The sequence below is a fragment of the Pseudomonas hefeiensis genome, from assembly GCF_030687835.1.
Taxonomy (GTDB): Bacteria; Pseudomonadota; Gammaproteobacteria; order Pseudomonadales; family Pseudomonadaceae; genus Aquipseudomonas; species Aquipseudomonas hefeiensis.
The window spans coordinates 1728062-1750244 of the sequence record NZ_CP117449.1; the positions used below are offsets into that span (position 1 = coordinate 1728062).

The window sequence follows — 22183 nt, forward strand, 5'->3', positions numbered from 1 at the left end:
ACACATTTGTTAGCTGATACACCGCCTTCGCGAGCAAGCCCGCTCCCACAATGGGTATTTGTGTTGGCCGCAGGTTACTCGGCAATCTGCAACTTGCGCGATTCGGTATACACGTAACGCACCTTCTCATATTCGAATGGCGAGTTCAGTTGGCCATAGCGGAAGCTGGTCTGGTGGCGCTTGTCCACGGCGCGCAGAAGCAGCAGTTCCGGGTGGTTGCCGCTGACTTCTGAAACGTTGAGGAAGTTGATCGCCGATTCAGCTGTGTAGTCCACCAGCAATCCCGAGGTGTCGCGCAGGTTCGAAGGCCCGAAGATCGGCAGTACGAAGTACGCGCCGCCGGGCACGCCATAGAACCCCAGGGTCTGGCCGAAGTCTTCGCTCTGGCGCGGCAGGCCCATGGCAGTGGCCGGGTCCCACAGGCCGGCGATGCCGACGGTGGTGTTGAGCAGCAGGCGCGCCGTGGTTTCCATCGAACGCTTGCCCTTGAATTGCAGCAGGCTGTTCATCAGGTTCGGCACGTCCCCCAGGTTATTGAAAAAGTTGCTCACCCCGGTACGCAGGAAACCTGGCGTGATGTAACGGTAGCCGTCGACGACTGGCAGGAACACCCACTGATCGAATCGATAATTGAAGTGGTAGACGCGGCGGTTCCAGGACTCCAGCGGGTCATAGACGTTCAGGGCGTTGAGGGTCGAGCGCTCGAACTCGCGCTGGTCCAACCCGGGGTTGAACTTAAGCTTGCTCAACGGTTCCTTGAAACCGTCGGAATCCACCACCACAGGCGCGTTGGCCTTGCTGTTATCGGCGTGGACCATGCCGGCACTCATTAACGCGGCGATAAGCAGGAGATATTTAGCCACGGAAGAACTCCAGCATGGCGTCGCTGTTGACGCGGTAGTTAAGGTTGCCGCAGTGGCCGCCCAATGGGTAAACCGTCAGGCGGTCGCCAAAGGTCTTGCGCAAGAAACCCAGGTCACCCGGGCCGAGGATGACGTCGTCGGCGTTGTGCATGATGGCAATCTTCGGGCTGTCGTGCAGGTAATCCTTGAGCGCATAAAGGCTGACCTGATCGATCAGTTGCAACAGGCTGCCGCCGTCGGTGCGCGCGCGCCACATCGGAATTACCTGCTCGGTGAGGTAACAGTCGAAATCGCATTGCAACGCGCGCTTGAGGAACGGCGTCAGGCTGGTGCTTTCGGTGATTGGGAATTTGGGTGGGATGATCAGGCCGCGACGGTTGATCAGGTCCGAAGTGAATGCAATGTCGGCCGCCGAGAAGCGGAACGAGGTGCCGATCAGCATCGCCATCTGCTCGTTGGTCAGGTGTTGCTTGGACTGCTGGAAGTCATAGAGCAGGGCATCGTTGAGATCGATGTAGCCTTTTTGCTGGAAGTAGCGGGTCAGCTTGTTGAGCACCAGCTCATAAAAAGTGGTGGTGTTGTTGATGCCCTTGACCTCGGTCTGGACCAGCTTGTCCAGGTTGGTGATCGAGGTGTAGAGGTTTACCGGTGGGTTGAGCAACAGCACTTTCTTGAAATTGAAGCTGCGTCGGGTTTCGTCCAGATGGGCGACGAAGGCCGCGTCCAGGGCGCCGAGGCTATAGCCGGTGAGGTAATACTCGGTCACGGGCAATTTGGGGTTTTGCGCCCGCACGGCCTGCATCACCCGGTACATGTCTTCGGCGTCTTCCTTGGTGATGCCGGGTGTAGCGAAGCGCGAAGCGGCACTCATGAAGTCGAAGCTGGTGGGCGAGGACAACTGCACCACGTGGTAGCCGGCCTTGTAGTAGAGGCGCTTGAGGTATTCGTTGAGGGTACTGTCGTAGCGCGCGCCGGTGCCGGCGATCAGGAAGATCAGCGGCGCGGGCTTGTCCTGGGTCGCCATGCGGTAGGTGAGGCTTTTCACCGGCCAGAAGTTGTCCGGCAGGATGAACTCGCGTTCCGGGCGCAGGGTCAGGCTGTGGTCCGCCTGGTCGATATCTTCGATCGGGGGCAGCTCCGGGCGCAGGTCCGGTGGCGTGGTGGCGATAGTCGCCTCGAACGGGTTGGTCAAAGGGTAGCCATAGCTGGCGGCATCGATGTCCACCGCCAGCGCGGACGCACTCAGAATAAGGCCGCCGGCGAGGGCAGCGAAGCGCAAGGAATGGAGCATGACTGGATCCCTTAGAGGAAGATGCCGATTGAAGTTCGCAGGCTATGACCGCCGAAGTGAAGCCAAGTGCCATGATCGACGCAAAAGAGGCACAAACGGGGCGCGATAGTAGCGCGAAGATACACGTTCACGCGTGGTAGCGGCTAGTTATCTGGCGGTTTGCCGGATTCTGCCATGACCGGCAAGACGGCATTTTTGTTGGCCCAAATGCCTGAGGCAGGTAGCTGGCGTTCTGATGTCGTTTCTCGTTGCCTCAACGTCGCAGGCAGAGCAGGTTCCAGATCGGCGCAGGTTGATGATCAACGAGTCAGTACTCCACTGACGTTCGGACCGGTTTTGCAGGCGAGCGTGATGGGGGCGCTGTGCACCATAACAATACGTTGACGCCGCTCGGCATCCGTCGGGCGCAGCACTTTCGGGGAAGTAACGATGAGAATGCGACGACTCTTGGGCGCAGGTGCCGCACTGGTACTGGCGATCAGTTCCACATTGGCCAGCGCCGAAACCAAAACCCTGAGCATCGGTTATGTCGACGGCTGGTCCGACAGCGTCGCGACCACCCATGTGGCGGCCGAAGTCATCAAGCAGAAACTGGGCTATGACGTGAAGCTGCAAGCGGTCGCGACCGGGATCATGTGGCAGGGCGTGGCCACCGGCAAGCTTGACGCGATGCTCTCGGCCTGGCTGCCGGTGACCCATGGCGACTACTGGACCAAGAACAAGGATCAGGTGGTCGACTACGGTCCGAACTTCAAGGACGCAAAAATCGGCCTGATCGTGCCGGAGTACGTCAAGGCCCAGTCCGTGGCTGACCTCAAGACCGATGACAGCTTCAAGAACCGCATTGTCGGTATCGACGCCGGTTCAGGTGTCATGATCAAGACCGAACAGGCCATCAAGGATTACGACCTGACCGGGTATCAACTCAAGGCCAGTTCCGGCGCCGGCATGATTGCCGAGCTGACCCGTGCCGAGAAGAAAAAAGAATCCATTGCTGTCACCGGTTGGGTGCCGCACTGGATGTTCGCCAAGTGGAAACTGCGCTTCCTGGAAGACCCAAAAGGCGTCTACGGCGCAGCTGAAACCGTAAACAGCATCGGCAGCAAGGAGTTGGCCGCCAAGGCACCGGAAGTGGTCGCGTTCCTGAAGAAGTTCCAGTGGAATTCGAAAGACGAGATCGGTGAGGTCATGCTGGCGATTCAGGAAGGCGCCAAGCCGGACGCCGCTGCCAAGGATTGGGTTGCCAAGCACCCGGATCGTGTGAAGGAGTGGACCGGCAAGTAATTCGCCTGGTTTAACGCTCTCGAAAACCGCATGACTTGGCGTCATGCGGTTTTTTTGTGCCTGCGGATCTTAGCCTTGCGCAAATCCCTGTGGGAGCGGGCTTGCTCGCGAAGGCGATCTGTCTGTTGGCAACTCATAGACTGGCACACCGCATTCGCGAGCAAGCCCGCTCCCACAAGGGAAATATGAAGGTTTGCGGGGGCAATCGATAAACGTCATGTCGTTCTAATACTAAGGTCGTCTGGAACCTGGCCTTCAGCCGCATAGAGTAGCGCTGTTGCAATTAAATCTGTGCTGCGAGGATAAAAACAATGAACGACAGCATTTACCTCTCGATTCAAAACAGCCCGCGTTTCAAGGAGCTGGTGAGAAAAAGAGAAAAGTTCGCCTGGATTCTCTCGGCGATCATGCTTGGGTTGTATTCAGGCTTCATTCTTCTGATTGCCTACGGGCCGCATATTCTCGGGGCCAAGATTTCGCCCGAGTCCACCATTACCTGGGGTATCCCCATAGGTGTCGGTCTGATTGTCTCGGCCTTCATCCTGACCGGTATCTACGTGCGACGCGCCAACGGTGAGTTCGACGATCTGAACAATGCGATTCTCAAGGAGGCTCAGCAATGATCCGGCGTCTAATGGCTCTGTTGAGCATCGCAGCGTTCGCACCGGGCGCCTGGGCGGCTGAAGCCCTGACCGGTGCCGTGCAGAAACAACCGCTTAACGTCGCGGCCATCCTGATGTTCGTGGCCTTCGTCGGCGCGACTTTATATATCACTTACTGGGCGTCCAAGAAAAACAACTCGGCGGCCGACTACTATGCGGCCGGCGGCAAGATCACCGGCTTCCAGAACGGCCTGGCAATCGCGGGCGACTACATGTCGGCGGCGTCCTTCCTGGGGATTTCCGCGCTGGTGTTTTCCTCCGGCTACGACGGCCTGATCTACTCCATCGGCTTCTTGGTCGGCTGGCCGATCATTCTGTTCCTGATCGCCGAGCGCCTGCGTAACCTGGGTAAATATACTTTTGCCGACGTGGCGTCCTACCGCCTGGGGCAAACCCAGATCCGCACCTTATCCGCCAGCGGCTCGCTGGTAGTGGTTGCGTTCTACCTGATCGCGCAGATGGTCGGTGCCGGCAAGCTGATCCAGCTGCTGTTTGGCCTGGACTATCACGTCGCGGTGATTCTGGTCGGTATCCTGATGTGCCTCTACGTACTGTTCGGTGGCATGCTGGCCACTACCTGGGTGCAGATCATCAAGGCGGTGCTGTTGCTGTCGGGTGCGTCCTTCATGGCACTGATGGTCATGAAGCACGTCAACTTCGACTTCAATATGCTGTTCTCCGAGGCGGTCAAGGTTCACGCCAAGGGTGAAGCGATCATGAGCCCTGGTGGCCTGGTCAAGGATCCGGTCTCGGCGTTCTCCCTGGGTCTGGCGCTGATGTTCGGTACCGCTGGCCTGCCACACATTCTGATGCGCTTCTTCACCGTGAGTGACGCCAAGGAAGCTCGCAAGAGCGTGCTGTATGCCACTGGCTTCATCGGTTACTTCTACATCCTGACCTTCATCATCGGCTTCGGCGCGATCCTGCTGGTCAGCACCAACCCGGCCTTCAAGGACGCAGCAGGTGCCTTGCTCGGTGGCAACAACATGGCAGCGGTGCATCTGGCCAACGCCGTGGGCGGTAGCATCTTCCTGGGCTTCATCTCGGCCGTAGCTTTTGCCACCATCCTGGCGGTAGTGGCGGGTCTGACCCTGGCCGGTGCCTCGGCGGTGTCCCATGACCTGTATGCCAGTGTCGTCAAGAAAGGCAAGGCCAACGAGAAGGATGAGATCCGCGTGTCGAAGATCACCACCATCGCCCTGGCGGTGCTGGCGATCGGCCTGGGCATCCTGTTCGAGAAGCAGAACATCGCGTTCATGGTGGGCCTGGCGTTCTCCATCGCGGCAAGCTGCAACTTCCCGGTACTGCTGCTCTCGATGTACTGGAAGAAACTGACCACCCGTGGCGCCATGATCGGCGGTTGGCTGGGCCTGATCAGCGCAGTGGGCCTGATGGTGCTCGGTCCGACCATCTGGGTGCAGATCCTGGGTCACGAGAAGGCGATCTTCCCGTATGAATACCCTGCGCTGTTCTCGATGGCCATTGCCTTCGTCGGCATCTGGTTCTTCTCCGTCACCGACAAGTCGGCTGAAGGCGTGAACGAGCGGGCGCTGTTCTTCCCGCAGTTCGTGCGTTCGCAGACGGGTCTGGGGGCGAGTGGGGCGGTTAGCCACTAACCGCAACTGCAAGGCGAAAGCTTCAAGTTAAAGTGTTGTGTTTGAAGAAGTACCCCGGTCGAGAGGCTGGGGTATTTTTTTGTGTTGGGTTTAAGGGGCGGCAGGCCTGCCGCCCAATCGCGAGCAGGCTCGCTCCCACATTGAAATGCATTCCCCTGTGGGAGCGAGCCTGCTCGCGATGGCGTCGGACCGGGCGAAGACGATGGGGAGACACAAACAAAACGGCCCCCGCTCTCATATAAGAAGCGGGGGCCGTTTCGGTGCAGCTTGGTACCTATCGCAAGGCAGGTCTTACTTGCGGTCTTCCAGCTGGGTGATGTCACGCGACTCGTAGCCGGTGTACAACTGGCGCGGGCGGCCGATCTTGTACGGGCTGGAGAGCATTTCTTTCCAGTGGGAGATCCAGCCCACGGTCCGCGCCAGGGCGAAGATCACGGTGAACATGCTGGTTGGAATGCCGATCGCCTTGAGGATGATCCCCGAGTAGAAGTCGACGTTCGGGTACAGCGAGCGCTCGATGAAGTATGGGTCGGTGAGGGCGATCTCTTCCAGGCGCATGGCCAGTTCGAGTTGCGGATCGTTCTTGATCCCCAGTTCCTTGAGCACTTCGTCGCAGGTCTGCTTCATGACGGTGGCGCGCGGGTCGCGGTTCTTGTAGACCCGGTGACCGAAGCCCATCAGCTTGAACGGATCGTTCTTGTCTTTGGCCTTGGCGATGAACTTGTCGATGTTCGAGACATCGCCGATTTCATCGAGCATGGTCAGTACCGCTTCGTTGGCACCGCCGTGGGCCGGGCCCCAGAGTGCTGCGATACCGGCGGCGATACAGGCGAACGGGTTGGCACCCGAGGAGCCTGCCAGGCGCACGGTGGACGTGGAGGCGTTCTGCTCGTGGTCGGCGTGGAGGATGAAGATCCGGTCCATGGCCTTGGCGAGCACCGGGCTGATCGGTTTGATCTCGCACGGGGTGTTGAACATCATATGCAGGAAGTTTTCTGCATAAGTCAGGTCATTGCGTGGGTACATCATGGGCTGGCCCATGGAGTACTTGTAGACCATGGCTGCCAGGGTCGGCATCTTCGCCACCAGGCGAATCGCGGAGATTTCGCGATGCTGGGGGTTATTGATGTCCAGGGAGTCGTGGTAGAAGGCCGAGAGGGCGCCGACAACGCCGCACATGACGGCCATCGGGTGGGCATCGCGACGGAAGCCGTTGAAGAAGGTCTTCAACTGTTCGTGAACCATGGTGTGGTTCTTCACGGTGCTGACGAACTGGGCCTTTTGCTCTGCGGTTGGCAGCTCGCCGTTGAGCAGCAGGTAGCAGGTTTCCAGGTAGTCCGATTTTTCAGCCAGTTGTTCGATCGGGTAGCCGCGGTGCAGCAGGATGCCGTTGTCGCCGTCGATATAGGTGATCTTCGACTCGCACGAAGCGGTCGACATGAAACCCGGGTCAAAGGTGAAACGGCCCGTGGCCGTCAGGCCCCGTACGTCGATTACATCGGGACCAACGGTGCCGGTTAAAATGGGCAGCTCGACGGGGGCTGCGCCCTCGATGATCAACTGCGCTTTTTTGTCAGCCATGTGGCCTCCTATTAATGCTTGGAATCATCAGACAGACCCCCCACGCAGGGCCCGCACCACTATAGTGAGATAAATTCGAATGTCAATTTGCCTAAAGTCTTGCTCCAGAAGGCTTTAACCGGACTTTTTCCGCGAAATTGCCTGCCGTTTACGCCTTTTGCTTCATATGTGCAATGCGCTATTAGGGGAAGGTGAACGCGTTGTCATTAGTAGCCTAACTGTCTATACTCGGCCACCGACCGCCAGGGGCTTTTGGGCCTGCTTTCTTGGGGGTCGTCACTCCCTGGGTGGTGAGTACCTGACCAGTGCGCGCCCCAACAACTTTGCCCTGATTGTTAGGGGCTCTTCAGTGTGAAAAAAAGCCGTGAAAAGCCAACGACCTGTAAACCTAGACCTAAGGACCATCAAACTCCCAGTCACTGCTTACACGTCCATTCTTCACCGTATCTCCGGTGTCATTCTCTTCGTCAGCCTGGCCATCATGCTTTATGCATTGGACAAGTCGCTCGACTCGGAAGAAGGCTTCGGTCAGGTGAAAGCGTGTCTGACCAGTCCGCTAGCCAAGCTAGTGATTTGGGGCATCCTGTCCGCCTTGCTGTATCACCTGGTTGCCGGTGTGCGCCACTTGATCATGGACATGGGCATCGGTGAGACGCTGGAAGGCGGCAAGCTGGGCTCGAAAATCGTTATCGCCGTTTCCGTGGTGGTAATCGTTCTGGCAGGAGTCTGGATATGGTAACCAACGTCACGAACCTTTCCCGTTCGGGCCTCTATGACTGGATGGCGCAGCGTGTGTCTGCGGTCGTTCTCGCGGCTTACTTCATTTTCCTGATCGGATATGTCGTAGCAAACCCAGGCCTTGGCTATGCCCAATGGCATGAACTGTTCGCAAACAACTGGATGCGTATCTTCAGTCTGCTGTCGCTTGTCGCGCTGGGCGCTCACGCCTGGGTCGGCATGTGGACCATCGCGACCGACTACCTGACGCCGATGGCGTTCGGCAAGTCGGCGACTGCCGTACGTTTCCTCTTCCAGGCAGTATGCGGCGTCGCGATGTTTGCGTACTTCGTCTGGGGTGTGCAGATTCTTTGGGGTATCTGATTCATGGCTAACATTCCTACGATTTCTTTCGACGCCATCATTATTGGTGGCGGCGGTGCCGGCATGCGCGCAGCGCTGCAACTGGCACAGGGCGGTCACAAGACTGCCGTGATCACCAAGGTTTTTCCGACCCGTTCGCACACTGTTTCCGCTCAGGGCGGCATCACCTGCGCCATCGCTTCGGCCGACCCGAACGATGACTGGCGCTGGCACATGTACGATACCGTCAAGGGTTCCGACTACATCGGTGACCAGGACGCTATCGAATACATGTGTCAGGAAGGTCCGGCCGCGGTTTTCGAACTGGACCACATGGGTATGCCATTCTCGCGTACCGAGCAAGGTCGTATCTACCAGCGTCCGTTTGGCGGTCAGTCCAAGGACTACGGCAAGGGCGGCCAGGCTGCGCGTACTTGCGCGGCGTCCGACCGTACCGGTCACGCCCTGCTGCACACCCTTTATCAGGGCAACCTGAAAGCCGGTACCACGTTCCTGAACGAGTACTACGCCGTTGACCTGGTGAAGAACGAAGACGGCGCCTTCGTCGGTGTGATCGCGATCTGCATCGAAACCGGCGAAACCACCTACATTCGCGCCAAGGCCACCGTACTGGCGACCGGCGGTGCCGGCCGTATCTACGCGTCCACCACCAATGCCCTGATCAACACCGGTGACGGTGTCGGCATGGCACTGCGTGCTGGCGTGCCGGTACAAGACATCGAAATGTGGCAATTCCACCCGACCGGCATCGCCGGCGCCGGTGTACTGGTCACCGAAGGTTGCCGTGGTGAAGGCGGTTACCTGATCAACAAGCACGGCGAGCGTTTCATGGAGCGTTATGCTCCGAACGCCAAGGACCTTGCCGGTCGTGACGTGGTTGCCCGGTCGATGGTGAAAGAAATCATCGCCGGCAACGGTTGCGGTCCGAATGGCGACCACGTGATGCTCAAGCTTGACCACCTGGGCGAGGAAGTGCTGCACAGCCGTCTGCCAGGTATCTGCGAACTGTCCAAGACCTTCGCGCACGTCGACCCGGTCGTCGCGCCGGTTCCAGTGGTTCCAACTTGCCACTATATGATGGGCGGCGTTGCCACCAACATTCACGGCCAGGCGATGACCCAGAACGCCGAAGGTGTGGACGAAATCATCCCTGGCCTGTTCGCGGTGGGTGAAGTGGCTTGCGTATCGGTTCACGGTGCCAACCGTCTGGGCGGCAACTCGCTGCTCGACCTGGTGGTATTCGGCCGTGCTGCCGGCCTGCACCTGGAAAAAGCGCTGACCGACGGTATCGAGTATGACGATGCCACCGACGCCAACATCGAAGCCGCCCTGGCGCGTCTGTCCGCTCTGAATGAGCGTACCGAAGGCGAAGACGTGGCGACCCTGCGTCGCGAGCTGCAAAACTGCATGCAGAACTACTTCGGTGTATTCCGTACCGGCGAATACATGCAGAAGGGTATTGATCAGCTGGCGCAATTGCGTGAACGAATCGCCAACGTGAAGATCAACGATAAGTCGCAGGCGTTCAACACTGCACGTATCGAAGCGCTGGAATTGCAGAACCTGCTGGAAGTGGCCGAAGCCACCGCCATCGCGGCAGAAGTGCGCAAAGAGTCCCGTGGTGCCCATGCCCGCGAAGACTTTGAAGACCGTGATGACGAAAACTGGTTGTGCCACACCTTGTTCTTCCCGGGTGAAAAACGTGTCGCCAAGCGTGCGGTGAACTTCTCGCCGAAGACCGTTCCGACGTTTGAACCCAAGATCCGGACTTACTAAGGGTGGCCGCCATGTTGCAAGTCAGTGTTTATCGCTACAACCCTGATCAGGACGCCGCGCCGTTCATGCAGGATTTCCAGGTTGATACCGGTGGTAAAGACCTGATGGTGCTGGACGTGCTGGCCCTGATCAAAGAGCAGGACGAAGGTTTTTCCTACCGTCGTTCTTGCCGCGAGGGCGTTTGCGGCTCCGACGGCATGAACATCAACGGCAAGAACGGCCTGGCGTGCATCACGCCGCTGTCCGCCGTGGTCAAGGGCAACAAGCTGGTTGTCCGTCCGCTGCCAGGTTTGCCGGTCATTCGTGACCTGGTCGTCGATATGAGCATCTTCTACAAGCAATACGAGAAGGTGAAGCCATTCCTGCAGAACGATTCGCCGGCCCCGGCCATCGAACGTCTGCAGTCCCCGGAAGAGCGTGAAAAGCTCGACGGTCTGTACGAGTGCATCCTGTGCGCCTGCTGCTCGACCTCGTGCCCATCCTTCTGGTGGAACCCGGACAAATTCCTGGGCCCGGCCGCTCTGCTGCAAGCGTATCGCTTCCTGGCAGACAGCCGCGACACCAAGACGTCCGAGCGTCTGGCTGCACTGGATGACCCGTTCAGCGTATTCCGCTGCCGCGGGATCATGAACTGCGTCAACGTCTGCCCGAAAGGCCTGAACCCGACTAAGGCCATCGGTCACATACGTAACATGCTGCTGCAAAGCGGCGTGTGATTCAGCTGCTGTACCCGTAGAACCGCTGTACCCGTAAAGGCCGGGGCGTGGGCTTCAACCCGCGTCCTGGCTATAACCAGAACCGCCGCTCACAAAGCGGCAGTTCTTATTTTGAAGAAATGAGACAAGCAGGGGCATCCGGGCTGGTACCCGGACTATCAGCGTGATCCTAAGTGGCTTGTTTTGGTCGCTGCATTCGGACTTCTGCAAGTTTGCTCGGTGTTTTCGCCGATGGTGTTCCCCAAATCGAGGGTGACCAAGCATGCAAGAAAGCGTGATGCAGCGCATGTGGAACAGTGCCCACCTCTCCGGTGGTAACGCTGCCTATGTGGAAGAGCTCTACGAGCTCTACCTGCACGACCCTAACGCTGTGCCAGAAGAGTGGCGCACCTACTTTCAGAAGTTGCCGGCTGACGGTAACTCTGCCACTGATGTTTCGCACTCGACAATTCGCGATCATTTCGTGCTGCTGGCAAAGAACCAGCGCCGCGCTCAACCGGTGTCTGCCGGCAGCGTGAGCAGTGAGCACGAGAAGAAGCAAGTTGAAGTGCTGCGACTGATCCAGGCCTACCGGATGCGTGGCCACCAGGCAGCCCAGCTGGACCCGCTGGGGCTGTGGCAGCGTCCTGCACCAGCAGACCTGTCGATCACTCATTACGGCTTGACCAATGCCGATCTTGATACGACCTTCCGTGCCGGCGACCTGTTCATCGGCAAAGAGGAAGCGAGCCTACGCGAAATTCACGAAGCGTTGCAGCAGACATATTGCCGCACCATCGGTGCCGAATTTACGCATATCGTCGATTCCGAGCAGCGCCAGTGGTTCCAGCAGCGTCTGGAAAGCGTTCGTGGCCGTCCGACCTTCTCCGCTGACGTCAAGAGCCACTTGCTCGAGCGCGTCACGGCCGCCGAAGGCCTGGAAAAGTACCTGGGCACCAAATACCCGGGCACCAAGCGTTTCGGCCTGGAAGGTGGCGAAAGCCTGATCCCGCTGCTGGACGAACTGATCCAGCGTTCCGGTTCCTACGGCACCAAGGAAGTCGTCATCGGCATGGCCCACCGCGGCCGTCTGAACGTGCTGGTCAACACCTTCGGCAAGAACCCGCGCGAGCTGTTCGACGAGTTCGAAGGCAAGAAGAAGGTCGAGCTGGGCTCCGGTGACGTCAAGTATCACCAGGGTTTCTCGTCCAACGTGATGACCACAGGTGGCGAAGTTCACTTGGCGATGGCGTTCAACCCGTCCCACCTGGAAATCGTTTCCCCGGTGGTCGAGGGTTCGGTCCGTGCCCGCCAGGATCGTCGCAACGATCCGACTGGCGAAAAGGTCCTGCCGATTTCCATCCACGGTGACGCTGCATTCGCCGGTCAAGGCGTGGTCATGGAAACCTTCCAGATGTCGCAGACCCGCGGCTTCAAGACCGGCGGTACCGTTCACCTGGTGATCAACAACCAGGTCGGCTTCACCATCAGCAACCCGGAAGACTCGCGTTCCACCGAGTACTGCACCGACGTTGCGAAGATGATCCAGGCACCGATTCTCCATGTGAATGGCGATGACCCGGAAGCCGTGCTGTTCGTGACCCAGTTGGCCATCGACTACCGCATGCAGTACAAGCGTGACGTGGTGATCGACCTGGTCTGCTACCGTCGTCGCGGCCACAACGAGGCCGACGAGCCTAGCGGCACCCAGCCTCTGATGTACCAGCAGATCGCCAAGCAGCGCACCACCCGTGAGCTGTATGCCGAGCGCCTGACCCAGAGCGGTGTGCTGGACGCTGAACGTGTCCAGGAAAAAGTCGATGAATATCGCAATGCCCTGGACAACGGCCTGCATGTTGTAAAAAGCCTGGTCAAAGAGCCGAACAAAGAGCTGTTCGTGGACTGGCGTCCGTACCTGGGTCACGCCTGGACTGCTCGTCACGACACCCGTTTTGATCTCAAGACCTTGCAGGAACTGTCCGCCAAGCTGCTGGAAATTCCGGAAGGCTTCGTGGTCCAGCGCCAGGTCGCGAAAATCTACGAAGACCGGCAGAAGATGCAAGCCGGCGGCCTGCCGATCAACTGGGGTTATGCCGAAACCATGGCATACGCGACCCTGGCGTTCGAAGGTCACCCTGTGCGCATCACCGGCCAGGACGTAGGCCGCGGCACTTTCTCGCACCGCCACGCGGCGTTGCACAACCAGAAAGACGCCAGCACCTACATCCCGCTGCAACACCTGTACAAAGGCCAGCCACGTTTCGACCTGTACGATTCGCTGCTGTCCGAAGAAGCCGTCCTGGCGTTCGAATATGGCTACTCCACCACCGAGCCGAATGCGCTGGTGATCTGGGAAGCCCAGTTCGGCGACTTCGCCAACGGTGCCCAGGTGGTTGTCGACCAGTTCATCACCAGCGGCGAGCACAAGTGGGGCCGTCTCTGCGGTCTGACCATGCTGTTGCCACACGGTTATGAAGGGCAGGGGCCGGAGCACTCTTCGGCACGTCTGGAGCGTTACCTGCAGCTGTGCGCCGAGCACAACATCCAGGTGTGCGTACCGACGACCCCGGCTCAGATCTACCACTTGCTGCGCCGTCAGGTGATTCGCCCGCTGCGCAAGCCGCTTGTAGTGCTGACACCGAAGTCATTGCTGCGTCACAAGCTGGCGATCTCGACTCTGGAAGATCTGGCCGAAGGCTCGTTCCAGACCGTTATCCCGGAAATCGACGCTCAGGATCCGGCCAACGTCGGTCGCGTGGTTCTGTGCAGCGGCAAGGTCTATTACGACTTGCTGGAAAAACGCCGTGCCGAAGGCCGTGACGATATCGCCATCGTGCGTCTCGAGCAGCTGTACCCGTTCCCGGAGGACGACCTGGTCGAAATCCTGGCTCCGTACAAAAACCTGAAGCACATCGTCTGGTGCCAGGAAGAGCCGATGAACCAGGGTGCGTGGTACTGCAGCCAACATCACATGCGCCGCATCATCAGCGGTCACAACAAGTCGCTCGTACTTGAGTACGCCGGCCGTGACGCTTCTGCTGCACCTGCTTGTGGTTATGCATCGATGCACGCCGAGCAGCAGGAAAAACTGCTGCAAGATGCCTTTACCGTTTAATGCCTTCGCGCACCTGAAACCGAATTTAAGGAACCACAGATAATGGCTATCGAGATCAAAGCCCCCACTTTCCCGGAATCGGTTGCCGATGGCACGATTGCCACCTGGCACAAAAAACCGGGCGACGCGGTCAAGCGCGACGAACTGATCGTCGACATCGAAACCGACAAAGTTGTCCTGGAAGTACTGGCCGAGGCTGACGGCGTCCTGGGCGCCATCATCAAGGGCGAAGGCGAAACCGTACTGTCGGCCGAAGTGCTGGGCTCCATCGAAGCGGGCGGCGCTGCTGCCGCTGCTCCGGCGGCCGCTGCCGCACCGGCCGCCGCTCAGGCTGCTGCTCCTGCCGCTGGCGGCGAAGACGATCCAGTCGCCGCTCCAGCTGCTCGCAAGCTGGCTGAAGAGAACGGCATCAACATCGCTTCCGTTGCCGGCACCGGCAAGGGTGGTCGTGTGACCAAGGAAGACGTGGTTGCAGCGGTTGCCGCCAAGAAAGCCGCTCCGGCCGCTGCGCCAGCCAAGGCTGCCGCGCCTGCCGCTGCCGCTCCGGTGTTCGCTGCCGGTGATCGCGTTGAAAAACGCGTTCCGATGACCCGCCTGCGCGCCAAGGTTGCCGAGCGTCTGGTTGAAGCCCAGTCGAACATGGCGATGCTGACCACTTTCAACGAAGTCGACATGACCGAAGTCATGGCCCTGCGTTCGAAGTACAAGGACCTGTTCGAGAAGAGCCACAACGGCGTACGCCTGGGCTTCATGTCGTTCTTCGTCAAGGCTGCCACTGAAGCGCTGAAACGCTACCCGGCCGTCAACGCGTCGATCGACGGTTCCGACATCGTTTACCACGGCTATGCCGATATCGGTGTCGCGGTTTCCAGCGACCGTGGCCTGGTGGTTCCGGTACTGCGCAACGCCGAACTGATGAGCCTGGCTGAAATCGAAGGCGGCATCGCCACCTTCGGCAAGAAGGCCCGTGATGGCAAGCTGTCCATCGAAGAGATGACCGGCGGTACGTTCACCATCACCAACGGTGGTACATTCGGTTCGATGATGTCGACCCCGATCGTCAACCCGCCACAAGCGGCGATCCTGGGCATGCACAACATCCTGCAACGCCCTATGGCGATCAATGGTCAGGTCGTGATTCGTCCGATGATGTATCTGGCGCTGTCCTACGATCACCGCCTGATCGACGGTAAAGAAGCCGTGACTTTCCTGGTAACCATCAAGAACCTGCTTGAAGATCCGGCTCGTCTGCTGCTGGATATCTGATTCGCCGCGAGGGCCGGTCGGTTGACCGGCCTCTTGCTGAAATAACCGGTTTCGTCCCACGACGGTCTCCACAAGTGACCGTCCGGTTTGATTCGAGAAGGAATGACTCATGACTCAGAAATTCGACGTGGTAGTGATTGGTGCGGGCCCTGGCGGCTACGTAGCGGCCATCAAGGCTGCGCAACTGGGCCTCACCACTGCCTGCATCGAGAAATACACCGACAAGGAGGGCAAACTGGCCCTCGGCGGTACTTGCCTGAACGTCGGTTGCATTCCGTCCAAGGCGCTGCTGGACAGCTCCTGGAAGTTCCATGAAGCGCAGGATGGCTTCAAGATCCACGGTATCAACCACGCTGGCGTGACCATGGACGTGCCAGCGATGGTTGGCCGTAAGGCCAACATCGTCAAGGGCCTGACCTCTGGCGTTGCCACCCTGTTCAAGGCCAACGGCGTGACCTCGATCCAGGGCCACGGCAAGTTGCTGATGGGCAAGAAGGTCGAAGTGACCAAGCCAGACGGTTCGGTTGAAGTAATCGAAGCCGAGAGCGTCATCCTGGCACCGGGCTCGCGTCCGATCGACATTCCGCCGGCTCCGGTGGACCAGAACGTGATCGTCGATTCGACCGGCGCTCTGGAGTTCCAATCCGTACCAAAACGCCTGGGCGTGATCGGCGCTGGTGTGATCGGTCTGGAACTGGGTTCGGTCTGGTCGCGCCTGGGCGCGCAAGTGACTGTTCTTGAAGCTTTGGACACCTTCCTAATGGCCGCCGACACCGCGGTTTCCAAGGAAGCGCTGAAAACCCTGACCAAGCAAGGCCTGGACATCAAACTGGGCGCTCGCGTGACCGGTTCCAAGGTCAATGGCGAAGAAGTTGTGGTCACCTACACCGACGCCAATGGCGAACAGACCATCACCTTCGACAAACTGATCGTTGCGGTTGGCCGTCGTCCAGTGACCACTGACCTGCTGGCTTCCGATAGCGGCGTGGAAATCGACGAGCGCGGCTTCATTCAGGTTGACGATCAATGCGCCACCACCGTACCGGGCGTCTTCGCCATCGGTGACGTGGTACGCGGCATGATGCTGGCGCACAAGGCGTCCGAAGAAGGCATCATGGTGGTTGAGCGCATCAAGGGCCACAAAGCCCAGATCAACTACGATTTGATTCCATCGGTTATCTACACCCACCCGGAAATCGCATGGGTCGGTAAAACCGAGCAGGCCTTGAAAGCCGAGGGCGTTGAAGTTAACGTCGGCACCTTCCCGTTTGCCGCCAGTGGCCGTGCCATGGCAGCCAACGATACCGGTGGTTTCGTGAAAGTCATCGCCGACGCCAAGACGGATCGCGTATTGGGCGTTCACGTCATTGGCCCAAGCGCTGCCGAGCTGGTACAGCAAGGCGCGATCGGTATGGAATTCGGCACCAGCGCTGAAGATCTGGGCATGATGGTCTTCTCCCATCCGACCCTGTCCGAAGCCTTGCACGAAGCGGCCCTGGCCGTAAATGGCGGCGCCATCCACGTGGCCAACCGCAAAAAGCGTTAATAGACAATAAGAAACCACGGCGGTATGGCCCGTCGTGAGCCTTGCGAGCAAGACTCACCGCGGAATATCCGCTGGACGCAGCCTTGCGTAGCGGCACCGGTCAACTGGAACGCTACGCAAGCAGCAGTCACAGGTGGTGCGGCACCATAACGGTGCAGCACCGAATGCGCAGTACCTAACGAAGACGGTAATAAGCATGAATCTTCACGAGTATCAGGGTAAGCAGCTGTTCGCTGAGTACGGCCTGCCAGTATCCACCGGCTACGCGGTAGACACCCCGGAAGCGGCAGCAGAAGCTTGCGACAAAATCGGCGGCAGCGAATGGGTTGTCAAAGCCCAGGTTCACGCCGGTGGTCGCGGTAAAGCGGGCGGCGTCAAGCTGGTTCGCAGCAAAGAAGACGCCAAAGCCTTCGCACAGCAGTGGCTGGGCAAGCGTCTGGTGACCTACCAGACTGACGCCAACGGTCAGCCAGTCACCAAGATCCTGGTTGAATCGTGCACTGATATCGCTAAAGAGCTGTACCTGGGCGCTGTCGTTGACCGTTCGAGCCGCCGTATCGTGTTCATGGCTTCCACCGAAGGTGGCGTGGACATCGAGAAAATCGCTCACGATACCCCTGAGAAAATCCTCAAGGCCACCATCGATCCACTGGTTGGCGCCCAGCCATTCCAGGGTCGCGAGCTGGCATTCCAGCTGGGCCTGGAAGGCAAGCAGGTCACTCAGTTCGCCAAGATCTTCGTAGGCCTGGCCAAGCTGTTCCAGGACCACGACCTGGCGCTGCTGGAAGTGAACCCGCTGGTGATCAAGGCCGACGGCGATCTGCACTGCCTCGATGCCAAGATCAACATCGACGCCAACGCCATGTACCGTCAGCCTAAGCTGAAGACCTTCCACGATCCGTCGCAAGACGATCCGCGCGAAGCGCACGCTGCCAAGTTCGAACTGAACTACGTGGCCCTGGAAGGCAACATCGGCTGCATGGTCAACGGTGCCGGTCTGGCCATGGGTACCATGGACATCGTCAACCTGCATGGCGGCAAGCCAGCCAACTTCCTCGACGTGGGCGGTGGTGCTACCAAGGAACGCGTAACCGAAGCGTTCAAGATCATTCTGTCCGACACCAACGTCGCTGCGGTACTGGTCAACATCTTCGGCGGCATCGTTCGTTGCGACATGATTGCCGAAGGCATCATTGGCGCCGTGAAAGAAGTCGGCGTGAAAATCCCGGTTGTTGTTCGCCTCGAAGGCAACAACGCTGAGCTGGGGCGCTAAAGTACTGGCAGAAAGCGGTTTGAACATCATCGCTGCTACCAGCCTGACCGACGCTGCTCAACAAGTCGTTAAAGCTGCGGAGGGCAAATAATGAGCGTCCTGATCAATAAAGACACCAAGGTTATCTGCCAGGGTATTACCGGTTCGCAAGGTAGTTTCCACACCCAGCAAGCTCTGGAATACGGCACCAAGATGGTGGGTGGCGTAACGCCGGGCAAAGGCGGCACCGAACACCTGGGCCTGCCTGTCTTCAACACTGTCAAAGACGCTGTTGCTGCCACTGGCGCTACCGCCAGCGTGATCTACGTTCCAGCTCCTTTCTGCAAGGATTCCATCCTTGAAGCAGCGTTCGGCGGCATCAAGCTGATCGTCTGCATCACCGAAGGCATCCCGACCATCGACATGCTGGAAGCCAAGGTCAAGTGCGACGAGCTGGGTATCACCCTGATCGGCCCTAACTGCCCAGGCGTGATCACTCCAGGCGAATGCAAGATCGGCATCATGCCAGGTCACATTCACTTGCCAGGCAAGGTTGGTATCGTTTCCCGTTCCGGCACCCTGACATACGAAGCCGTCAAGCAGACCACTGACGCCGGTTTCGGTCAGTCGACTTGCGTCGGCATCGGCGGTGACCCGATCCCAGGTTCCAACTTCATCGACATCCTGAAGCTGTTCCAGGAAGACCCGAAGACCGAAGCGATCGTCATGATCGGTGAGATCGGCGGTTCGGCTGAAGAAGAAGCGGCTGCCTACATCAAGGCTAACGTGACCAAGCCAGTTGTTTCCTACATCGCGGGTGTGACTGCTCCTCCGGGCAAGCGCATGGGCCATGCTGGCGCAATCATCTCTGGCGGCAAAGGCACTGCGGACGAGAAATTCGCCGCTCTGCAAGACGCAGGCGTGAAAACCGTGCGTTCGCTGGCAGACATCGGCAAGGCCCTGGCCGAGCTGACTGGCTGGGAAATGAAGAAGTAAGCTTCGGCTGACTTTTTTGTTCCAGCAACAAAGGCCACCTTCGGGTGGCCTTTGTCGGTTTCGGATGTATGTGGCGCCAAATTGGGGCCTGCTCGCGATGACAGAATTACAGTCACCAACCATTTAGATGCAAAAACGCGACACGGAAATGTCGCGCATCGGATAGTTCGCCCCGTAACAGTGCGTTATTCGCACTAATTCGTTAGGCTACTCGCCATTTTTGCGCCCGCTACCCACAAGGAAGCGGCGCGCATAACGGGTTGGTCTTATACGGATCGGCAGCATTTCCCTCCATCCTCAAGGGAAGTCCCTCTCTAAATTCCGATTCAGCAGTGTGGTTTCCTTAAATGAAAGTGTTGAAAGGCCAGGACATCCTGGCGCTTGGTTTCATGACATTTGCCCTGTTCGTCGGGGCTGGCAACATCATCTTCCCGCCTATCGTCGGTTTGCAGTCCGGGCCCCATGTCTGGATGGCGGCGCTGGGCTTTCTGGTCACGGCGGTCGGGCTACCGGTCATCACGGTCGTTGCGCTGGCCAAGGTCGGCGGGGCGATGGATGCCTTGAGCAGTCCAATCGGCAAGGTTGCCGGTGGCCTGCTGGCGGCTGTGTGCTACCTGGCCGTCGGGCCGCTGTTTGCCACCCCGCGCACCGCCACCGTCTCGTTCGAAGTCGGGCTGGCGCCGTTGACCGGTGAAAGCCCGCTGGCGCTGTTTCTCTACAGTGCGGTGTATTTCCTGCTGGTGTTCTTCATCTCGCTCTATCCGGGTCGCTTGCTGGACACTGTCGGGCGATTCCTTGCCCCGCTGAAAATCATTGCCCTGGCCGTGCTGGGCATTGCCGCGTTTGCCTTGCCCGCCGGCGATATCGGCGTGGCGACCCCTCAATACGAGGCCGCGCCGTTCTCCCAAGGGTTCATCAATGGTTACCTGACCATGGATACCCTGGGCGCATTGGTGTTTGGCATCGTCATCGTCAACGCGATCCGTTCTCGCGGTGTCGAGTCGCCGGCCTTGATCACCCGCTACGCCATCATTGCCGGACTGATCGCCGGGGTCGGCCTGGCGCTGGTCTATGTCAGTCTGTTCCGTCTGGGGTCAGGCAGCCATGAAGTGGCCGCGGGCGCGAGCAACGGCGCGGCGGTGCTGCATGCCTATGTGCAACACACGTTCGGCAGCCTGGGCAGCGGTTTCCTGGCGGTGCTGATTTCCCTGGCGTGCCTGGTCACCGCAGTGGGCCTGACGTGCGCTTGTGCCGAGTACTTCAGTCGTGTCTTGCCGCTGTCGTACAAAACGTTGGTGGTCATCCTGGCGACGTTTTCGCTGCTGGTGTCGAACCTCGGACTGACTAAGCTGAATCGCTTTCTCGATCCCGGTCCTGACCGCGATTTACCCACCGTGCATTGCCTTGGTGGCCTTGAGCTTCTGCAAGGACTTCTGGCATGAGCAGGGGCGCATTGTCGGCCCGGTCATGCTGGTGTCATTCCTGTTTGGCCTGATCGATGCGCTTAAAGGCGCCGGACTGGCGGATTGGATGCCGACGCAAATGGCCCACCTGCCATTGAGTGAGCAGGGCCTGGCCTGGCTCGTGCCGTCGGTGATGACCCTGGCGGTGGCGCTGGTGTGTGATCGTCTGCTGGGGCAAGCGCAGCGAAGCGCTGGCCTGAGTTGCCGCGGCCTGCCACGAGCGGGCCCGCCGGTTAAAAAGAAATGCCCCGTATCAATCGATACGGGGCATTTTTTTATGGCGCCGGTGCCGTGCCTTTTTCCTTGGACTAACGTCGAAGCATTGTCTTGAAAGGCTTACGCCGAACCTGTGGGAGCGAGCCTACTCGCGATAGCGGTATATCTGCCACCTCGAGACTGACCTGACGCCATCGCGAGCAGGCTCGCTCCCACAGGGTCAATCGCAAGCTGCTCCATGTTCTTCGTCAGATAAGGAATTACATGTCATTCATCCAAGCCAATCTGATCCATCTTCTCGCCGCTGTCTGGTTCGTCGTCTGCTGGGGCGGCTACACCCGTTATGCGTTGTTGAAAGCCCGCGATACGGCCTGTCTGGCCAGCGTCATGCACTTATATCGCGAAGACTGGATGCGCCGCATGCTGCTGCGTGAAAACCGTATCGCCGATGCCAGCGTGATCGGCAATCTGGAGCGCAACGCCTCATTCTTCGCCTCCAGCACGCTGATCATCCTGGCGGGCATCCTGACGGTGCTCGGGGCGTCCGATCGTGCGGTGTCGTTGCTGGCCGACCTGCCGCTGGTGCAGCAGGCGTCCCAGGGCATGTCGGAGGCCAAGTTGCTGTGCCTGGCGCTGGTGTTCGTGTATGCCTTCTTCACCTTCAGCTGGTGCATGCGCCAATACAACTTCGCGGCGGTTCTGGTGGGGTCGGCGCCGATGATCGGCGAGCGACATGTATCGGCGCAGGAGCGCAAGGCCTTCGCGCTCAGGGCGGCGCGGGTGATCTCCATGGCCGCCAACCAGTTCAATTTTGGCCTGCGCGCTTATTATTTCGGCATGACCATGTTGGCGTGGTTCGTCAGCCCCTGGTTATTCATGTTGATGAGTACCGGAGTGGTGTTGGTGCTGTACCGCCGGGAGTTTCACTCCGACGTACTGCAGGTCATGGTTTACACCCCCACCGAGGCACCATTGCCTGATGTAGGCAAGGACCCGGCCTGACCGAACAGTCACTATCAAATTGCAGACAAAAGAAAACCCGCACCAGGCGGGTTTCTTTTAAGCTCAAACAGTATTAGTTGGTTGCCGGCGCGGTGGCGGGCGCTGTTGCAGGTGCTTGTTCCTGTGTAGCGGCTTCGTTCGATTCGGCCTGATCTTTGGCGGCTTCGGCGTTTTCTTTCGCCGCGTCGTTCACTTTATCCTGTGCTTCGCTCATTTTTTCCTGAGCTTGCTCAGCGTGTTCGGTGGCATCTTGAGCTTTGTCCTCGGATTTTTTATCGCAGGCAGCGAGACCGAGAGAGGCGGCCAACATCAAGGCAATAGCTAAAGTCTTACGCATGGGGTGTTTCTCCTTATGGAAATAACTACTGGCCTTTTGAACGCCCTCCCTTGGATTAAGTTCCTCTTTTGCTACAGATATATAACTTTGCATGGGAACGGAACTTTACAGGGCGTACCCG

16 protein-coding genes and 2 pseudogenes are annotated in these 22183 nt (G+C 58.9%); 14 read left to right on the plus strand and 4 right to left on the minus strand.

All coding sequences use genetic code 11. The features are described from left to right. Positions 1-74 precede the first annotated feature (74 nt). Both PSH57_RS07570 and PSH57_RS07575 read right to left on the minus strand, forming a co-directional pair. Complete coding sequence (locus PSH57_RS07570) at positions 75-863, minus strand: MlaA family lipoprotein (protein WP_076383809.1); 789 nt, start codon at positions 861-863, stop codon at positions 75-77. Next, on the minus strand, positions 856-2154 hold the full coding sequence (locus PSH57_RS07575) for an alpha/beta fold hydrolase (protein WP_305416463.1): 1299 nt from the start codon (positions 2152-2154) through the stop codon (positions 856-858). Before PSH57_RS07575 ends, PSH57_RS07570 begins: the two co-directional genes overlap by 8 nt. A gap of 429 nt (positions 2155-2583) precedes the next feature. On the opposite strand from PSH57_RS07575, the gene PSH57_RS07580 reads away from it, so the two are divergent. From PSH57_RS07580 to PSH57_RS07590, 3 genes are all read left to right on the plus strand, one after another. Then, positions 2584-3438 (plus strand): glycine betaine ABC transporter substrate-binding protein, encoded by an 855-nt coding sequence (locus PSH57_RS07580; RefSeq protein ID WP_305388780.1) that lies wholly within the window; start codon positions 2584-2586, stop codon positions 3436-3438. Positions 3439-3749: 311 nt separating this feature from the next. Next, on the plus strand, positions 3750-4061 hold the full coding sequence (locus tag PSH57_RS07585; protein WP_256231576.1) for a DUF485 domain-containing protein: 312 nt from the start codon (positions 3750-3752) through the stop codon (positions 4059-4061). Then, the gene (locus PSH57_RS07590) at positions 4058-5716 is read left to right on the plus strand and encodes a cation acetate symporter (RefSeq protein WP_305388781.1); all 1659 of its coding nucleotides are present in this window, start codon (positions 4058-4060) and stop codon (positions 5714-5716) included. Before PSH57_RS07585 ends, PSH57_RS07590 begins: the two co-directional genes overlap by 4 nt. Positions 5717-6007: 291 nt before the next feature. Here the strand turns inward: PSH57_RS07590 and gltA are convergent, their stop codons facing one another. Further along, entirely contained in the window at positions 6008-7297 is a 1290-nt protein-coding gene (gltA, locus tag PSH57_RS07595) for a citrate synthase (protein ID WP_003204440.1), read from the minus strand. Between the two features lie 364 nt (positions 7298-7661). On the opposite strand from gltA, the gene sdhC reads away from it, so the two are divergent. From sdhC to PSH57_RS07650, 11 genes and pseudogenes are all read left to right on the plus strand, one after another. Continuing rightward, positions 7662-8036 (plus strand): succinate dehydrogenase, cytochrome b556 subunit, encoded by a 375-nt coding sequence (gene sdhC / locus PSH57_RS07600; RefSeq protein ID WP_024780620.1) that lies wholly within the window; start codon positions 7662-7664, stop codon positions 8034-8036. Further along, positions 8030-8398, plus strand: coding sequence for a succinate dehydrogenase, hydrophobic membrane anchor protein (sdhD, locus tag PSH57_RS07605; RefSeq protein ID WP_047230490.1), 369 nt, complete (start codon positions 8030-8032; stop codon positions 8396-8398). Before sdhC ends, sdhD begins: the two co-directional genes overlap by 7 nt. A 3-nt stretch (positions 8399-8401) precedes the next feature. Beyond that, positions 8402-10174, plus strand: a complete 1773-nt coding sequence (gene sdhA, locus PSH57_RS07610; RefSeq protein ID WP_305388784.1) for a succinate dehydrogenase flavoprotein subunit — start codon at positions 8402-8404, stop codon at positions 10172-10174. A gap of 11 nt (positions 10175-10185) precedes the next feature. Beyond that, positions 10186-10890 (plus strand): succinate dehydrogenase iron-sulfur subunit, encoded by a 705-nt coding sequence (locus tag PSH57_RS07615; RefSeq protein WP_305388785.1) that lies wholly within the window; start codon positions 10186-10188, stop codon positions 10888-10890. 262 nt (positions 10891-11152) lie between these two features. Then, a complete protein-coding gene (locus PSH57_RS07620) occupies positions 11153-13984 on the plus strand; it encodes a 2-oxoglutarate dehydrogenase E1 component (protein WP_305388786.1) in 2832 nt (943 codons plus the stop codon). 42 nt (positions 13985-14026) lie between these two features. Then, positions 14027-15250, plus strand: a complete 1224-nt coding sequence (gene odhB / locus PSH57_RS07625; protein ID WP_305388787.1) for a 2-oxoglutarate dehydrogenase complex dihydrolipoyllysine-residue succinyltransferase — start codon at positions 14027-14029, stop codon at positions 15248-15250. A 109-nt stretch (positions 15251-15359) separates the two neighbouring features. Further along, positions 15360-16796 carry a dihydrolipoyl dehydrogenase gene (lpdA, locus tag PSH57_RS07630; RefSeq protein ID WP_305388788.1) on the plus strand — a complete coding sequence of 479 codons (1437 nt, stop codon included), beginning with the start codon at positions 15360-15362 and terminating at the stop codon, positions 16794-16796. A 196-nt stretch (positions 16797-16992) separates the two neighbouring features. Further along, positions 16993-18160, plus strand: a pseudogene (gene sucC, locus PSH57_RS07635) (ADP-forming succinate--CoA ligase subunit beta). Then, on the plus strand, positions 18160-19044 hold the full coding sequence (gene sucD, locus PSH57_RS07640; RefSeq protein WP_014339581.1) for a succinate--CoA ligase subunit alpha: 885 nt from the start codon (positions 18160-18162) through the stop codon (positions 19042-19044). The pseudogene sucC and the gene sucD overlap by 1 nt, the downstream one beginning before the upstream one ends. A 347-nt stretch (positions 19045-19391) precedes the next feature. Next, a pseudogene (gene brnQ, locus PSH57_RS07645) lies at positions 19392-20700 on the plus strand (branched-chain amino acid transport system II carrier protein); the annotation flags it as partial. 287 nt (positions 20701-20987) lie between these two features. Further along, complete coding sequence (locus PSH57_RS07650; RefSeq protein ID WP_305388790.1) at positions 20988-21725, plus strand: DUF599 domain-containing protein; 738 nt, start codon at positions 20988-20990, stop codon at positions 21723-21725. Positions 21726-21798: 73 nt separating this feature from the next. Here PSH57_RS07650 and PSH57_RS07655 read toward each other — a convergent pair whose 3' ends face one another. Further along, entirely contained in the window at positions 21799-22062 is a 264-nt protein-coding gene (locus tag PSH57_RS07655) for a hypothetical protein (protein WP_305388791.1), read from the minus strand. Positions 22063-22183 lie beyond the last annotated feature (121 nt).

What these genes read in the sequence shown, in the direction of transcription:
- PSH57_RS07575 (WP_305416463.1), bottom strand. Translation starts at nt 2,154, where the DNA reads ATGCTCCATTCCTTGCGCTTCGCTGCCCTCGCCGGCGGCCTTATTCTG.
- PSH57_RS07580 (WP_305388780.1), top strand. Translation starts at nt 2,584, where the DNA reads ATGAGAATGCGACGACTCTTGGGCGCAGGTGCCGCACTGGTACTGGCG.
- PSH57_RS07585 (WP_256231576.1), top strand. Translation starts at nt 3,750, where the DNA reads ATGAACGACAGCATTTACCTCTCGATTCAAAACAGCCCGCGTTTCAAG.
- PSH57_RS07590 (WP_305388781.1), top strand. Translation starts at nt 4,058, where the DNA reads ATGATCCGGCGTCTAATGGCTCTGTTGAGCATCGCAGCGTTCGCACCG.
- gltA (WP_003204440.1), bottom strand. Translation starts at nt 7,297, where the DNA reads ATGGCTGACAAAAAAGCGCAGTTGATCATCGAGGGCGCAGCCCCCGTC.
- sdhD (WP_047230490.1), top strand. Translation starts at nt 8,030, where the DNA reads ATGGTAACCAACGTCACGAACCTTTCCCGTTCGGGCCTCTATGACTGG.
- sdhA (WP_305388784.1), top strand. Translation starts at nt 8,402, where the DNA reads ATGGCTAACATTCCTACGATTTCTTTCGACGCCATCATTATTGGTGGC.
- PSH57_RS07615 (WP_305388785.1), top strand. Translation starts at nt 10,186, where the DNA reads ATGTTGCAAGTCAGTGTTTATCGCTACAACCCTGATCAGGACGCCGCG.
- PSH57_RS07620 (WP_305388786.1), top strand. Translation starts at nt 11,153, where the DNA reads ATGCAAGAAAGCGTGATGCAGCGCATGTGGAACAGTGCCCACCTCTCC.
- odhB (WP_305388787.1), top strand. Translation starts at nt 14,027, where the DNA reads ATGGCTATCGAGATCAAAGCCCCCACTTTCCCGGAATCGGTTGCCGAT.
- lpdA (WP_305388788.1), top strand. Translation starts at nt 15,360, where the DNA reads ATGACTCAGAAATTCGACGTGGTAGTGATTGGTGCGGGCCCTGGCGGC.
- sucD (WP_014339581.1), top strand. Translation starts at nt 18,160, where the DNA reads ATGAGCGTCCTGATCAATAAAGACACCAAGGTTATCTGCCAGGGTATT.
- PSH57_RS07650 (WP_305388790.1), top strand. Translation starts at nt 20,988, where the DNA reads ATGTCATTCATCCAAGCCAATCTGATCCATCTTCTCGCCGCTGTCTGG.
- PSH57_RS07655 (WP_305388791.1), bottom strand. Translation starts at nt 22,062, where the DNA reads ATGCGTAAGACTTTAGCTATTGCCTTGATGTTGGCCGCCTCTCTCGGT.